Source organism: Cupriavidus sp. NPDC089707 (assembly GCF_044748965.1).
Classification (GTDB): domain Bacteria; phylum Pseudomonadota; class Gammaproteobacteria; order Burkholderiales; family Burkholderiaceae; genus Cupriavidus.
Genome location: NZ_JBIVHB010000018.1, coordinates 100100 through 115128, shown reverse-complemented (window position 1 = coordinate 115128; position 15029 = coordinate 100100). Strand labels below are relative to the sequence as shown.

Below are 15029 nucleotides of genomic sequence, written 5' to 3'. Positions count from 1 at the left end.
TCTGCTTCCTTTAATTTCGGAGGGATGAAGTCATGCTTAGCCCGCCAGCCGCGACAGCGGCCCGGGCGACGTGCCGCGGACCGACTGCACGCGCGCGGCGGCGTCGTCAAGCTGGGCCAGCGTGCCGCTGTCCACCGGGATGGCTTCGGCACGCTCGCGCCGGCGTTGCCGTTCGGGCTCGCCGGGCAGGGCGATGCCGGCCTGGCCGGTCTGCTGCCGCGACGAGCGGACCCAGTCGGCAAAGGCCTGGACCTCGCCGCCGAAGCTGGTGCTGGTGCCGAGCCGCCGAGGGTCGAACACGATCGCCAGCATGTTGTTCCATACCGCGTGGCGGTGCGTCAGTGTCTCGGGCCGGATGGTGTGGCCGCCGGTCACCGCGGCGCCCAGCAGTTCGCACATCACCGCCAGCACATAGCCTTTGTGCTCGCCGAACGCCTGCAGCGCGCCCTGCGCGGCGCCGTCGGCGGGGAACATCACCTCGGGCCGCGTGGTCGGCACGCCGTCCGCATCGATCAGGCAGCCGGCCGGTACCTCGATCCCTTTGTTGTGGGCCACGCGCACCTTGCCCAGCGCGATCGCGCTGGTGGCAAAGTCGAGCACCAGCGGCTCCGCGCCCGCCACCGGCAAGCCGATCGTAAAGGGATTGGTGCCGAAGCGCGCTTCGCTGCCGCCATACGGGGCGACGATGGGCTTGGACAGCACGTTGACGAAATGGATCGAGATCATGCCGGCCGCGCAGGCCTGCTCGGCCCAGTGGCCGACGCGCCCCAGATGGTGCGACTGGCGCAGCCCCATCACGCAGACGCCATGCTCTCTGGCCCGGCCGATCGCCAGCGCCATGGCTTCCTCGGTCACCGCCTGGCCCATGCCGCGGTTGCCGTCCAGGCTCAGCATGCTGCCGCCGTCGTGCAGCACGCTGACGCTGCGGTTGAGTTGCAGCTCGTCGGCCTGCCACGACAGCACGTATTTGGGAATCATGCCGACGCCATGCGAATCGTGCCCGCTCAGGTTGGCGCCGACCAGGTGGTCGGCGGTCAGGCGCGCCTCGCGCATGTCGGAGCCGGCCGCCAGCCAGAGATCGGTGACCCATTGGTGCAGGGCGCGCGTGGAAATGTGGTGTTCGCTCATGTCTGTCTCGATTTGTTCTTGGAGGGGACGCCTTCGCGGTGACAAGGCGCAGGCCCGGGCGAGCGGACATTCTGGCAGCAATCTACCTGCAGGCGGCCCTTCCGGCCTTGCATTTTCTGCATAGCAGGCATGCAGGAAGAGGCGAGCGGCAGCGGCCGGCCAAAGGCAACAATCGGCGCCGTGCCTTCCCCGAACCCTGATGCACGCCATGCCTGCCGATTCCTCCTTGCCTGATGCCCGAAAGACCGATACCGCCAGGACTGCCGCGCCAAAGCGCCGCACCGGCGGCCGCGCGCTGGTCGACGCCCTGCGCCTGCACGGCGCGGACCGCGTCTTCTGCGTGCCAGGCGAAAGCTTCCTCGACGTGCTGGACGCGCTGCACGACCAGCCCGCCATCGAGCTGGTGGTTTGCAAGCATGAGGGTGCCGCCGCCAACATGGCCGAGGCCGACGGCAAGCTGACCGGCCGCCCGGGCATCTGCTTCGTGACGCGCGGGCCGGGTGCCACCCATGCCAGCATCGGCGTGCATATCGCGGCGCAGGATTCGACGCCGATGATCCTGTTCATCGGCCAGATCGCGCGCGCGCACATGGGGCGCGAGGCATTCCAGGAAGTGGACTACACCGCGATGTTCGGCGGCATGGCCAAGTGGGTGGCGCAGATCGACGATCCCGAGCGTATCCCCGAACTGGTCGCGCGGGCGTTCCAGTGCGCGACCTCGGGCCGGCCCGGACCGGTGGTGCTGGCGTTGCCTGAAGACGTGCTCGACGGCCTGTGCGAATGCGCCGATGCCGCGCCGTACCGGCCGGTCGTGGCGGCGCCGTCCCGGGACGATGCCCAGGCGCTGCGCGCCGCGCTGGCCGCCGCCGAGCGCCCGCTGGTGATCGCTGGCGGCGCCAACTGGAGCGCCGCGGCCGCAGCCGACTTCGCCGCCTTCATCAAGGCCTGGGACCTGCCGGTGGCCTGCGCCTTCCGCCGCCAGGACGTCTTTGACAACCGCGACGCGCACTACGCCGGCCACCTGAGCCTGGGCATGAACCCGCGGCTGGCGCAGCGCGTGCGCGACGCCGACCTGGTCCTGGCGTTCGGCACCCGCCTGGGCGATATCGCCACTGACGGCTACCAGCTGTTGATACCGCCGCGGCCGCGTCAGCAGCTGGTGCACGTGCATGCCGACAGCGCCGAGCTGGGACGCGTCTACCAGGCGGAACTGGCGATCCAGGCAGGTATCGGGCAGGGGGCACGTATGCTGGCCGCGCTGGACGTGCCTTCGTCCCTGCGCTGGGCGGAATGGACCCGCGCCGCGCGTGCCGACCATATCGCCTTCTCGGCCCCGGTGGCGCCCAACGCGCAGGCGCGCGGCGTCGACCTGTGCCAGGTGATGCAGCACCTCGACCAGGCGCTGCCGGACGACGCCATCCTGAGCAACGGCGCCGGCAACTACACGATCTGGCTGCACCGCTTCTTTGCCTACCGTAAACCGCGCACAGAGCTGGCTCCCACCTGCGGCGCCATGGGCTACGGCCTGCCGGCGGCCATCGCGGCCAAGCTGCGTGCGCCGCAGCGGACCGTGGTCTGCTTTGCCGGCGACGGCTGCTTCCAGATGTATCCGCAGGAGCTGGCGACCGCGGCGGAGGCGGGCGCCAACGTGATCGTGGTGCTGGTCAACAACGGCATGTACGGGACCATCCGCATGCACCAGGCCAGGCGCTACCCGGGGCGCGTCAGCGGCACCGGCATCCGCAACCCTGACTTTGTCGCCATGGCGCGCGCCTGTGGCGCGTGGGCCGAGCGGATAGAGCACGCCGACGGGTTTGCCGATGCCTTCGAGCGCGCCCGCGCCGCCGGCACGCCGGCCGTGATCGAACTGATGACCGATCCGCGCCAGCTCACGCCGGCCATGTGGGTGGAGGAGTGAGGTGCTGGCGAAACAGATGCGGCGAGGTGTGGTGCCTTCAGCGGTGCCGTCAGCGGAAATAATCGGTGAAGCGCCCGCGGATTTCGTCGATATTGGCCAGCGTGCCCGAGAGGTGCGCGCGCAGTGCGCTCTCGGCACGCGCCGGATCCCCGGCCGCGATCGCATCGACGATGGCGTCATGGTCGCGCAGCACCGCCGTCGCCTTGCCGGGAATCGGCAGGTGCAGGCGGCGCAGCCGGTCGAGGTGGCCGCTTTGCCGGCGCACCAGGGTCCACAGGTCGGGCACCCGGGCCGCTTCGTAGAGTTCGCGGTGGAAGGCCTGGTCGTTGACGTTGAATTCGTCGAGGTCTTGCAGCTCGAGCATCATGCGCTGCCGCGCGACCGTGGCGCGCAGGCGCTCGACCAGTACCGGGTCGGCCTGCAGCGCCAGCGTGCGCACGATCTCCAGCTCGACCGAACGGCGCAGGAAATGCGCCTGCGTGGCCAATGCGACGTCGATCGGGCTGACCACGGTGGCATGCTGCGGAAAGATGTCGACCAGGCCTTCTTCGCCCAGCCGGATCAATGCGTCGCGCACCGGCGTCTGGCTGATGCCGTACTGGTCGGCCAGCTCGGGGCGCGACAGCACGGTGCCCGGGGGCAGGGCCATCGAGATGATCTGGTCGCGCATGTGCTCGAACACCTGCGGGGCCGCGTGGCGCGTGCGGTCGAACTGGAACTTGGCGGCGGTAGGAACGGTTGCGGATGGCATGAGAAAGCTCGGCGCATGCCTGGATCGCCACACCGGTGGCGCCGAGGCGTTGCTGATGCGCTGGATTCTAAGGGATTTGACCCGCATTCTCTTACATTGACGTACTAATATATTAGTGCTTTAATGTTTTCGAAGGGTGGCTGGCGGCGTGATCGCCAGGCATAAGACAACAAGGTGGAAGAGACACATGACGGCTCGCAAGAAAACGCCGGACGCACTGCGCAGCGCGCGCTGGTTCGCACCCGATGACCTGCGTTCGTCGGGGCATCGGTCCCGGATCATGCAGATGGGCTACTCGCCGGGTGAGTGGATGGGCAAGCCGGTCATCGCCATCATCAATACGTGGTCGGACATCAATCCCTGCCACGCCCACTTCAAGCAGCGCGTCGACGACGTCAAGCGCGGCATCCTCCAGGCCGGCGGCTTTCCGATCGAACTGCCAGCGATCTCGCTGTCGGAAAGCTCGGTCAAGCCGACCACCATGCTCTATCGCAATTTCCTCGCGATGGAGGCGGAAGAGCTGATCCGCTCGCACCCGATCGACGGCGCCGTGCTGATGGGCGGCTGCGACAAGACCACGCCGGGCCTGCTGATGGGCGCCACCAGCGCCGGCGTGCCGGCCATCTTTGTTCCCGCCGGGCCGATGCTGCGCGGCAACTACAAGGGCAACGTGCTGGGTTCCGGCTCGGACGCGTGGAAATACTGGGACGAGCGCCGCGCCGGCAATATCACCGACGCGCAGTGGACCGGCATCGAGGCTGGCATTGCCCGTAGCCATGGCACCTGCATGACCATGGGCACGGCCAGCACGATGACGGCCATTGCCGAAGCCATCGGCATGACGCTGCCCGGCGCTTCGTCGATCCCGGCGGCCGACGCCAACCATATCCGCATGTGCTCCGAGGCTGGCCGCCGCATCGTCGATATGGTGTGGGAAGACCTGACGCCGCAGCGCATCCAGACGCGCCAGGCGTATGAAAACGCGATTGCCGTGGCGATGGCGATGGGTTGCTCCACCAACGCGATCATCCACGTCATCGCCATGGGCCGGCGTGCCGGCCATGACATCGGCCTGGAAGACTTCGACGCGGCCAGCCGGCGCGTGCCGGTGATCGCCAATATCCGGCCCAGCGGCGACAAGTACCTGATGGAGGACTTCTTCTACGCGGGCGGGCTGCCTGCGCTGATGCAGCGCATCAGCGATCGCCTGCACCTGGACGCGCTCACCATTACCGGGCGCCCGCTGGGCGAAACCATTGCCCATGCCGAGGTCTACAACGACGACGTGATCCGCACGCCGGAGAATGCGCTGTACCAGGAAGGCGCGCTGGCGGTGCTGAAGGGCAACATCGCGCCGGACGGCTGCGTGATCAAGCCCAGCGCGTGCGAGAAACGGTTCTTCCGCCATACCGGCCCGGCGCTGGTGTTCGACGACTACCCGTCGATGAAGGAAGCAGTGGAGCGCGACGACCTCGACGTCACCGCCGACCACGTGCTGATCCTGCGCAACGCCGGTCCGCAGGGCGGCCCCGGCATGCCGGAGTGGGGCATGCTGCCGATCCCGAAGAAACTGGTGAAGCAGGGCGTGCGCGACATGCTGCGCATGTCCGACGCGCGCATGAGCGGCACCAGCTACGGCGCCTGCATCCTTCATGTCTCGCCCGAATCGTACGTGGGCGGACCGTTCGCCCTGGTGCGCACCGGCGACCTGATCTCGGTCGACATCGAACGGCGCAGCATCCACCTGGAAGTCTCCGACGAAGAACTGGCGCGCCGTCGTGCGCAATGGACGCCGCCGCCGCCGCGCTTCGGGCGCGGCTATGGCTGGATGTTCTCCCAGCATATCCGCCAGGCCAACGAAGGCTGCGATTTCGATTTCCTGCAAACCGACTTCGGCGCGCCCACCGGCGAACCGAGCATCTACTGACGCCACCAGACCGGCAAGGACCACCATGACCCGACTTAGCCCCGCGGTACGGGACCAGCTCAAGACCGTCAGCACCGCCACGCTGTGCACCGCGCTGTTCAAGCGCGGCCTGCGCTACCAGTTCATTCAGGACGTACGCCCGCTCAATCCGGAGGGCGGCGCCATGGTGGGCGAGGCCTTCACGCTGCGCTATATCCCGGCGCGCGAAGACCTCAACCCCATCACCGTGTTCCAGGATCCCGCGCACCCGCAGCGGCAGGCGATCGAGCAGTGCCCGCCGGGCGCCGTGCTGGTGATCGACAGCCGCAAGGATGCGCGCGCGGCCTCGGCGGGCTCGATCCTGGTCACGCGGCTGATGCAGCGCGGCGGCGCCGGCATCGTCACCGACGGCGGCTTTCGCGATTCGCCCGAGATCGCGCGGCTGGCCATGCCGGCGTACCACCAGCGGCCTTCGGCGCCGACCAACCTGACGCTGCACCAGGCGCTGGAATTCAACGTGCCGATCGGCTGCGGTGATGTTGCGGTGTTTCCCGGCGACGTGGTGGTCGGTGACGGCGAGGGCGTGATCGTGATCCCGGCGCACCTGGCCGAAGAGATCGCCGCCGAGGCCGTGGAGATGACGGCGTTCGAGGACTTTGTCACCGAGGAAGTGAGCAAGGGCCGCTCGATCATCGGACTCTACCCGCCGACCAGCGAGCAGGCGCGCGAGGATTTCGTGGCCTGGCGCAAGGCCAACGGGCGCTAGCCGCTTCGCCCCGCCTAACACGCCAACGACAACAACACAGGCCGGCGCGACCGGCCATGGCAGGAGACATCATGAAGCAAGGGATTGCAGCCGCAAGGCGCAGCGCCCGCACGCTGGCCGCGTGCGTGGCTTTCGGCCTCGGCGCGCTGGGCGCGCCGGCGCAGGCGCAGGACAAATGGCCGTCGCGGCCGATCACCTGGGTAGTGCCGTTTGCGGCGGGCGGCTCGACCGATATCGTCGCGCGTACCATCGGCCAGGAAGTCTCGCGCGCCCTCGGCCAGCCGGTGGTGGTGGAGAACCGGCCCGGCGCTGCAGGGGCGGTGGGGGCAGGCTACGTGGCGCGTGCCAAGGCGGACGGCTACACGCTGTTCGGCGGCACCATCAGCACCCACGCCATCAACGCGAGCCTGTACAAGAACCTGTCGTACGACCCGGTCAAGGACTTCGAGCCGGTCAGCCTGGTCGGCTATGTGCCGAACGTGCTGATGGTGAATGCGGAGCTGCCGGTCAGCAACGTGCAGGAACTGATCGCCTACGCGAAAAAGAAGAACGGCCTCAGCTTTGCGTCGTCCGGCGCGGGCACGTCGACCCATCTCGCCGGCGAGCTGTTCGCCGACCTGGTCCATGTGCCGATGACCCACGTGCCCTACAAGGGCAGCCCGCAAGCCGTGCAGGACGTGGCGGCCGGGCTGGTGCCGTTCCTGTTCGACCAGCTCACCGCGGGCGAGGCCATGATCAAGGCCGGCAAGCTGCGCGCGCTGGCCGTGACCTCGCCGAAGCGCTCGGCGCTGCTGCCCAAAGTGCCGACCATGGCCGAGGCCGGCGTCAGCGGCTTCGAGATGGTGTCGTGGCAGGCGCTGTATGCCCCGCATGGCACGCCAAAGGAAATCGTCCAGCGCCTGAACGCTGAAGTCGTCCGTGCACTGAAGCAACCCGCGGTGCAGCAGCGGTTGAGCCAGCAGCTTGGCATGGAAATCGTGGGCAGCACGCCCGCGGAGCTGGCTGGGCTGATGGACAAGGAGATTCCGCGTTGGGCTGCGTTGGTGAAGAAGTCGGGGGCGAAGGCGGAGTAAGCGGCCGTCGCCACGTCGGACACTGAATCCCGGCGCGAGCCGTCGCGCAAGCTCCCCTCTCCCCCGGCCCCTCTCCCGCGCGCGGGAGAGGGGAGCAAACCGCCGGCTCCGATTCATGAACAATCAGGCAGGAGACACCATGACAATCAACTTCCGATCCTCCCGGCTGGCCGCGGCGCTCGCCGCGGCAGCCCTCAGCATCGCCTTCACCCCCACCGCCGCCCACGCCCAGGGCTATCCCACCAAGCCCATCACCATCGTCGTGCCGGCTTCCCCCGGCGGCGCCATCGACCTCGTTGCACGCCTGGTCGGCCAGAAGCTGACCGAGGCCTGGGGACAGTCCGTCGTGGTCGACAACCGCAGCGGCGCCACCGGCATCGTCGGCACCGACCTGGTGGCAAAGGCGGCCCCGGACGGCTACACGCTGGCGCTGGTGGCAAGCAGCCACGCCATTAACCCCAACATGGTGCGCAAGCTGCCGTTCGACACCGTCAAGAGCTTCGAGCCGGTCGCGCTGACACATTTGGTGCCGCTGATGCTGGTGGTTTCGCCCTCGGTGCCGGCGAAGTCGGTCAAGGAACTGATCGCCTACGGCAAGGCGCATCCCGGCCAGCTGTCGTTCGCATCGAGCGGCTCGGGCGGTGCTCCACATTTCTCCGGCGAACTGTTCAAGAGCATGGCCGGCCTCGACATGGTCCACATTCCGTACAAGGGCAGCACGCTGGCGCATCCCGACCTGACCAGCGGGCGCGTCTCGCTGATGTTCGACACCGTGGCCGCGATCAACCCGCAGGTCAAGGCCGGCAAGGTGAGGGCGCTGGCAGTCACCACCACCAAGCACGCGGCCATCGCGCCGCAGTTGCCCACCATGGCCGAAGCCGGTCTGCCGGGCTACGACACCAGCACCTGGGGCGGCGTGCTCGCGCCCGCCGGCACGCCCAAGGCTGTGATCGACAAGCTCAATGCCGGCATCAACCAGGCGCTGGCCGCGCCGGACGTGCGCGAACGCCTGCTGGCGGCAGGCATCGAACCCGCCGGCGGCAGCCCCGCGCAGTTCTCGGGCTTTATCCAGACCGAGATGGTCAAGTGGGCCAAGGTGGCAAAAAACGCCGGCATCCAGCCGGAATGACCCGACGCACACGACGCTCATCCCGACAACGCCAATCGAACCTCTCCTCAAAGGAATCCTTGCGCATGAAACCCCGCCTGTTGCAGCACGGCCGCCTGCCCGAAGCCACCGAAGTGCGCCTCGCCCAGCACTACGACGTTCACCCGTTCTGGGCCGAAACCGATCCCGCCGGCTTCCTGGCCCGCCACGGCAGCGAGTTCGTCGCGCTGACGACGCGTGCCGCCATCGGCGCCGATGCCGCGCTGCTGGCCGCGTTACCGTTGCTGCGCGTGATCTCCAGCTTCGGCGTCGGCCTGGACAAGCTTGATCTCGACACCGCGCGTCAGCGCGGCATCGCCGTGGGCTATACGCCAGACGTGCTCAACGACTGCGTCGCCGATACCGCGTTCGCGCTGCTGCTGGATGTCTCGCGCAAGGTCAGCGCCGCCGACCGCTTCGTGCGCCGCGGTGAATGGCCGCAGGGGCAGCCGTTCCCGCTGGCGACGCGCGTCAGCGGCAAGCGGCTCGGCATCATCGGCATGGGCCGCATCGGCCGCGTCATCGCGCATCGCTCGGTGGGGTTCGACATGGAAGTGCGTTATCACAGCCGCAACCCGGCCGACGACGCGCCTTATCCCCATGAGCCGTCGCTGGAAGCGCTGGCGCGATGGGCTGACTACCTTGTTGTGGCCACCGCCGGCGGTCCCGCCACGCGTCACCTGGTGTCCGCCGCCGTCCTCGATGCGCTGGGCCCGCGCGGCTTCCTGATCAATATCGCCCGCGGCACGGTGGTAGACGAGGCGGCGCTCGTCGACGCGCTGTCGCAGCAGCGTATCGCCGGCGCCGGCCTGGACGTATTCGAGGACGAACCGAACGTGCCCGAGGCGCTGTTCGGACTGGACAACGTCGTGTTGCTGCCGCATATCGCCAGCGCCACGCATGAAACGCGGCAGGCGATGGCGGAATTGGTGTTCGAGAACCTTCAGCAGTTCTTTGCCACCGGCGCGGTGAAGAAGTCGGCGATCTGATACTGGTTTGAACGCGGCGGCAGGGGGATCAAACCGAGGTATTGCGGGCGCTTTCAGGAGTCCCCGGTGGTTCGGCTGGCAGCACCGGTTTGTCGACATGTGCAACCGGCGGCACAACGTCAGTGGACGGTATGGCACGGGAGCAATCGATACGCTGGATGATGTCGCCGGTCTTGTCGTGCACATAGAGCATCGCCTGTCGCTCCACGGCGAGCGACGTGGCGAGGGCGATGGCGCTGGTCATGTCGAGGCCGACCTGGAGGCGTCCTTCCCCCTCAGCCGCGATTGCCCAGTGCCCATCGAAAACAACATGCACATTGCAGTTCTGAACAGGCATTGGCTACTTCCTCCGTGGCGGGGCCAAAGGAACCCCTCAAACATTGTAGACACAAGCTGGCATGGGACTGCCCCGAACGGGTGCGCCTGGAACTCGCGAGTTACATACAGCCAGACTCAGCCGATTCTAGCGTCCCCGCGCCCGGATTATTTGCTCGCAAGTCCCGTACCTTGGGAAGTGCGGTCGACCGCATCACGCCATGAAGCTTGCCCAGCCCCGTCGCAACATTAGAAGCAGCAGATCCGTTTGAAAAAAATGCGTGATCTGTCCGGGCACGTGTAGAGATTTCGCTCCGGGCGACCCGTGTCCTGCGCGGGAGTATCCGCAGCGCGTGCTGCAGGCAGCATACGCAAGCCACCGTCGGCACCACTTCATCGCCACACCCAGCATGCACTTTGCCGTTCCGCCGTTGCCGTCCTACAACTGAAGGCACCGGGCCGCACTTGTCGAGGAGACATATCATGTGCCGCTGGCTGGCATACTCGGGCAGATCCGTTCCGCTGGAAGCGGTGCTGTTCCAGCCGGAACATTCATTGATCGACCAGAGCCTGAATTCCAGGCTCGGCCATACCACCACCAATGGCGACGGCTTTGGCGTCGGCTGGTATGGAAGGCATTCCGAGGTGCCGTTCCGCTATCGCTGCCTGCATCCGGCATGGAGCGACACTAACCTGCGCGAGACCGCGCGCGCGGTGCGGGCACCGCTGTTCCTGGCCCATGTCCGCGCGGCCACCGGCACGCCTACGCAGGAGACCAACTGCCATCCGTTCCGCTTCGGCCGCTGGCTGTTCGTGCATAACGGGCTGGTCCGCGAATATCCGCTGCTGCGGCGCGACCTGATGATGGCCGTGGCGCCGCACCTGTTCCGCTGGATCGAGGGATCGACCGACTCGGAGGTGATGTTTTTCCTCGCGCTGACCTTCGGCCTGGAGCGCGACCCCCGTGGCGCGCTGGAGCAGATGGCGGGGCTGATCGAGGAGGTTGGCCATCGCAACGACGTGCAGTTCCCGCTCAACATGACGGTGTGCGTGACCGATGGCCAGCAGGTCGTTGCGGCGCGCTATTCCAGCGAGACGGCATCGCGCTCGCTGTTCCACAGCACCTCGTTCCGGCAGCTTCGCGCGCTTTATCCGGACGACCCGCGCATCATCGCCGCTGGCGACGATGCGTTCCTGGTGTTGTCGGAGCCGCTGATCGACGTGCAGGGGGTTTGGGAGGAGATCCCGGAAGCGACCATCCTGGTTGCCCGGAATGGCCAGATCGAGCACCAGCGCTTCGTGCCGCGGCTGCCGGAGCCGTCGGCCTAGGCGCTTGCGTGCCTGCTGGCAATCAGGCGGGGTTTTCGGGCGTCGACGGCTCTGCGGATTGCGCCGGCAGTGCTTGCTGTGCCGGTTCTGCCGATTGCGTCGGTTGTGCCGATTGTGCGGATTGTGCCGGTTGCTTGGGTTGCGGCTTGCCAGTGGCGGGGCGGCTGCGCTGCAGGTGCCGCGCGCGCCGGGCATCGGCTTCGGTAACCTGTCCGGCGGCCTCGCCGGCAAGGTCCACGCGCGCCGCGCCTTCCACCATGCAGTTCCAGTAGCGTGCGCCGCGGCACCAGGTCCGGATCGCGTCGCGCAGTTCGGCCTCGGTCAGCTTGAGTTCCGGCGCGTGCTGGACCAGGTCCTGGAAGATGCCGACCTTGAGCGGCACCTTTGGTGCGGGGCTCTTGGGGAAGACGGTGGGGAAACGCTTTTGCAGCCTGGCGATAGCGAGGACCACCGGATCGACGGGTTTTTCCGGTGTGGCCGGCGCGGCATTGCGTGCGCGCGGCGGCTTGTTGCCCTTGTTGCCCTTGGCGTCCTTGGTGTCGTGAGTACCCTTGGTGCCGTTGGTGCTCTTGGTTCGCTTTGCAGACTCGGCCGCCTTTTCGGCCTTTGCCTGTTCCACGAGTTTTGCCTTCAGCGCCGCCAGTTGTTCGAAGCCCATTATGTCAACACATGTAAACGTCGCGGCATTGTATCAGGGTGCCGTCTTGCACACCGGATCAGCGCTCGCGCGACAGGTTTTCAAGCCACAGGCTCATCAACCCGGCCCGGCCCCTCACGCCGAATTTGCGGAAGATCGTGGTGATGTAGGAATGGGTGGTGGAGACGGCAAGGCCGAGGCGCTGGGCGATCTGCTTCTCCGAAGCATCGGTCAGCAGCAACTGCAGGACCTTCTGCTCATGGGGCGCCAGCGGCACCGGGGAAAACGAGAGACCCAGCTCGACCACGCTCTTCTTCCGCAATGCCGTGACATCGCGCGCAACCCCGACGCGCATCCGCTCCGATTGCAGCCATCCGGCCGACCACATGATATGGACCTCATTGCCGTCCTTGTGCCGGTAGCGGTTCTCGAAGCCGATCCGCTTCTTGCCGGCCATGACTTCCTTGGCCTCGATCAGGGTCCGGTCGCGGTCGTCCGGCGTCACCAGGTCGATGATGGACTGGCCGGTGATTTCCTTTGGCGTGTAGCCGAGGATGCCTTCGCAGGCCGCGCTGACGTACTGGATGCGGCCGCTGGTATCGACCAGGAACATGGCATCCAGCATATGATCCGCGAATTCCGTGCGGTCCTTCCCGATCTCGTTCCCCATGGCAGTCTGGAAAATTACCGAAGCTGCTGCGCTGCGCCGACCCGCGTGCCGCCGGGTTCCCATGCAGGTGAAGACTAGACGACGCTTTCGCACCTGTAAATAACGCCAACGGGGTGCGCCAGATCCCCTCACATCACTTCACAGCGCTTCAGCGCCCCTTGAACACCGGATGGCGCGCGCATACCGACAGCACGATGCGCTCGGATTGTGTCAGGTAGTCGTTCAGCGCCGCCGCGCATTCGGCCAGCTTGCCGGCCTCGAACAGCTGCAGGATGTGCTGGTTCATCTCGACGTAAGGGCCGTGCAGGAATTCCGGGTCGTGCAGCATGCCGAACGCCAGGCGCAGTTCCGCGAGCAGGTGGGAGAACATCACGTTCAGGCGCTCGCTGTCGGCCAACTCCACGATCGCCATGTGGAATTCCATATTGGCGGTGCCCGCGCCCTGCCAGTCGCCGCTGTCGCGGCAACGCAGCCCCGTCTCCACCGCTTCGCGCAGGTGCTTGCGGGCCGGATGGCTAGGATAGGCCTGGGCAATGGCCTGGCATTCGATCATCCGGCGCACCCGATAGATGTCGATGATCGACGCAATGCTGGGAATCGCCACCGACACGCCGCGGTTGGGCTCGTGCTTGAGCAGGCCCTCCTTGGTCAGCACGCGGAAGGTCTCGCGCAGGGTGTTGCGGGAAATCTGCAGGCTTTCGCTCAGCGCCGCTTCCGACAGGCGCTGCCCCGGCTCGAACTCGCCATGCACGATGCGCTGGCGGATCTGTTCCGTGACCCGCTCGGCCAAATTCTTGACGTCAGGACTGGAGGACATTGGTGGCTGGATCGGGCACCGGCTCATTCCGGTGGGACCGTGACCGGATGTTAGCGCACTAAGGCACATTGTTGAACAATGTGCACAGCAATGGTGCTGACGATGGCCCGTAACGGTGCCTTAGGTGTATACCATGATCGATCAACACCAAAGATTGTTCAACAATAACAGTGCGGTGGTTGAGTGATACGTGCCGATAGATCAACATGGCATGCGATTTGCTAAACAACGCCGATGAAAACGAACATCGTCGTGAGTCAATGCGACGAGCTTTTTCCCACGCTTTGTCCATCTCTCAGTGAGCGCAACCATGTGGCTTAAAGAAACTAACGGAGAAGAGCGCAAGACGCTCTTTGCCGCCTTCGTCGGCTATGGCGTCGATGCCTTCGACTACATGATCTACACCTTCATGATCCCCACGTTCATTCTCGTGTGGGGCATGACCAAGGCCGAAGCCGGCTATATCGCGACCGGCGCGCTGATCAGCTCGGCCGTCGGCGGCTGGCTGGCCGGCATCCTGGCCGACAAGTACGGCCGCGTGCGGATCCTGCAGCTGACCGTGCTCTGGTTCAGCTTCTTCACTTTCCTGAGCGGGTTCACCACTTCTCCCGAGCAGCTGTTCGTCACGCGCATGCTGCAGGGCCTGGGCTTCGGCGGCGAATGGTCGGTCGGCTCGCTGCTGATCGCCGAGATGATCCGCGCCCGCCACCGCGGCAAGGCCGTCGGCCTGGTGCAGAGCAGCTGGGCGGTTGGCTGGGGGCTCTCGGCGATTGCGTTCTGGGCGGTCTATGCCCTGGTCGAGCAGCAATACGCGTGGCGCGTGCTGTTCTGGATCGGCGTGCTGCCGGCGGGCTTCATCCTCTACATCCGCCGCAATATCAGCGAACCGAAGGTGTACCGCGAAACCCGGGCCAAGCTGGCCCGCACCGGCGAAAGCAGCAACTTCATGCTGATCTTCAAGCCCGGCGTGCTGCGCGTCACCGTGCTGGCCAGCCTGCTCGCGACCGGCATGCAGGGTGCCTACTATTCGGTGACCACCTGGCTGCCCACCTACCTGAAGATGGAGCGCAACCTGTCGGTGCTCAACACCAGCGGCTACCTGATGGTGCTGATCGCGGGCTCGTTCGCCGGCTACCTGACCAGCGCCTGGCTGTCCGACCACCTGGGTCGCCGCCGTTGCTTCATGCTGTTCGCGGTGAGCGCGGCCGTCCTGGTGATCTGCTACACGCAGCTGCCCATCACCGACTCGACGATGCTGCTGCTGGGCTTCCCGTTCGGATTCTTCCTGTCGGGCATTTTCTCGGGCATGGGGGCTTACCTGACCGAGCTGTACCCCAGCCATATCCGCGGTTCGGGGCAGGGCTTCTGCTACAACTTCGGCCGCGCGGTCGGTTCGATCTTCCCGGCCATGATCGGGCACATGAGCGCATCGATGTCGCTGGGCGTGGCGATCGGCTACCTGGCGGCCGGGGCCTATGCCCTGGTGGTCATTGCCTGCCTGATGCTGCCGGAAACCCAGGGGCGCGAACTGCTCGGCGAGGCCGAGGCGGCGCACTGAAACATTGAAGCACCGAAGCCCTGAA

14 protein-coding genes are annotated in these 15029 nt (G+C 66.5%); 8 read left to right on the top strand and 6 right to left on the bottom strand.

Features of this window, described 5'->3' with window-relative positions; translation table 11 throughout:
• Positions 1-36: 36 nt before the first annotated feature.
• Positions 37-1128 (bottom strand): malate/lactate/ureidoglycolate dehydrogenase, encoded by a 1092-nt coding sequence (locus ACIP1U_RS24380; protein WP_400320458.1) that lies wholly within the window; start codon positions 1126-1128, stop codon positions 37-39.
• A gap of 208 nt (positions 1129-1336) precedes the next feature.
• On the opposite strand from ACIP1U_RS24380, the gene ACIP1U_RS24375 reads away from it, so the two are divergent.
• Positions 1337-3046: a thiamine pyrophosphate-binding protein gene (locus ACIP1U_RS24375; RefSeq protein WP_400320455.1), complete on the top strand. Its 1710-nt coding sequence runs from the start codon at positions 1337-1339 to the stop codon at positions 3044-3046.
• Positions 3047-3095: 49 nt separating this feature from the next.
• Here the strand turns inward: ACIP1U_RS24375 and ACIP1U_RS24370 are convergent, their stop codons facing one another.
• Positions 3096-3797, bottom strand: a complete 702-nt coding sequence (locus ACIP1U_RS24370) for a GntR family transcriptional regulator (RefSeq protein ID WP_400320453.1) — start codon at positions 3795-3797, stop codon at positions 3096-3098.
• A 187-nt stretch (positions 3798-3984) separates the two neighbouring features.
• Between ACIP1U_RS24370 and araD the strand changes: the two genes are divergently transcribed.
• From araD to ACIP1U_RS24345, 5 genes are all read left to right on the top strand, one after another.
• Positions 3985-5724, top strand: coding sequence for an L-arabinonate dehydratase (gene araD, locus ACIP1U_RS24365; protein ID WP_400320451.1), 1740 nt, complete (start codon positions 3985-3987; stop codon positions 5722-5724).
• Positions 5725-5749: 25 nt separating this feature from the next.
• The gene (locus ACIP1U_RS24360) at positions 5750-6469 is read left to right on the top strand and encodes a ribonuclease activity regulator RraA (protein ID WP_400320450.1); all 720 of its coding nucleotides are present in this window, start codon (positions 5750-5752) and stop codon (positions 6467-6469) included.
• Positions 6470-6540: 71 nt separating this feature from the next.
• Positions 6541-7542 carry a Bug family tripartite tricarboxylate transporter substrate binding protein gene (locus tag ACIP1U_RS24355; RefSeq protein WP_400320448.1) on the top strand — a complete coding sequence of 334 codons (1002 nt, stop codon included), beginning with the start codon at positions 6541-6543 and terminating at the stop codon, positions 7540-7542.
• 139 nt (positions 7543-7681) lie between these two features.
• The gene (locus ACIP1U_RS24350) at positions 7682-8671 is read left to right on the top strand and encodes a tripartite tricarboxylate transporter substrate binding protein (RefSeq protein WP_400320447.1); all 990 of its coding nucleotides are present in this window, start codon (positions 7682-7684) and stop codon (positions 8669-8671) included.
• A gap of 65 nt (positions 8672-8736) precedes the next feature.
• On the top strand, positions 8737-9678 hold the full coding sequence (locus ACIP1U_RS24345) for a 2-hydroxyacid dehydrogenase (protein WP_400320445.1): 942 nt from the start codon (positions 8737-8739) through the stop codon (positions 9676-9678).
• Between the two features lie 28 nt (positions 9679-9706).
• On the opposite strand, the gene ACIP1U_RS24340 is transcribed toward ACIP1U_RS24345, so the two are convergent.
• On the bottom strand, positions 9707-10015 hold the full coding sequence (locus tag ACIP1U_RS24340; RefSeq protein ID WP_400320444.1) for a DUF2188 domain-containing protein: 309 nt from the start codon (positions 10013-10015) through the stop codon (positions 9707-9709).
• Between the two features lie 461 nt (positions 10016-10476).
• Here ACIP1U_RS24340 and ACIP1U_RS24335 point away from each other — a divergent pair, with 461 nt between their 5' ends.
• Entirely contained in the window at positions 10477-11322 is an 846-nt protein-coding gene (locus tag ACIP1U_RS24335; protein ID WP_400320442.1) for a class II glutamine amidotransferase, read from the top strand.
• Positions 11323-11344: 22 nt separating this feature from the next.
• Here the strand turns inward: ACIP1U_RS24335 and ACIP1U_RS24330 are convergent, their stop codons facing one another.
• From ACIP1U_RS24330 to ACIP1U_RS24320, 3 genes are all read right to left on the bottom strand, one after another.
• The gene (locus tag ACIP1U_RS24330) at positions 11345-11980 is read right to left on the bottom strand and encodes a ProQ/FinO family protein (RefSeq protein ID WP_400320440.1); all 636 of its coding nucleotides are present in this window, start codon (positions 11978-11980) and stop codon (positions 11345-11347) included.
• Between the two features lie 58 nt (positions 11981-12038).
• On the bottom strand, positions 12039-12629 hold the full coding sequence (locus ACIP1U_RS24325; RefSeq protein ID WP_400320438.1) for a helix-turn-helix transcriptional regulator: 591 nt from the start codon (positions 12627-12629) through the stop codon (positions 12039-12041).
• Between the two features lie 148 nt (positions 12630-12777).
• Complete coding sequence (locus ACIP1U_RS24320; protein ID WP_400320436.1) at positions 12778-13446, bottom strand: GntR family transcriptional regulator; 669 nt, start codon at positions 13444-13446, stop codon at positions 12778-12780.
• 310 nt (positions 13447-13756) lie between these two features.
• Here ACIP1U_RS24320 and ACIP1U_RS24315 point away from each other — a divergent pair, with 310 nt between their 5' ends.
• Positions 13757-15004: an MFS transporter gene (locus ACIP1U_RS24315; protein WP_400320434.1), complete on the top strand. Its 1248-nt coding sequence runs from the start codon at positions 13757-13759 to the stop codon at positions 15002-15004.
• The last annotated feature ends 25 nt before the right edge of the window (positions 15005-15029 follow it).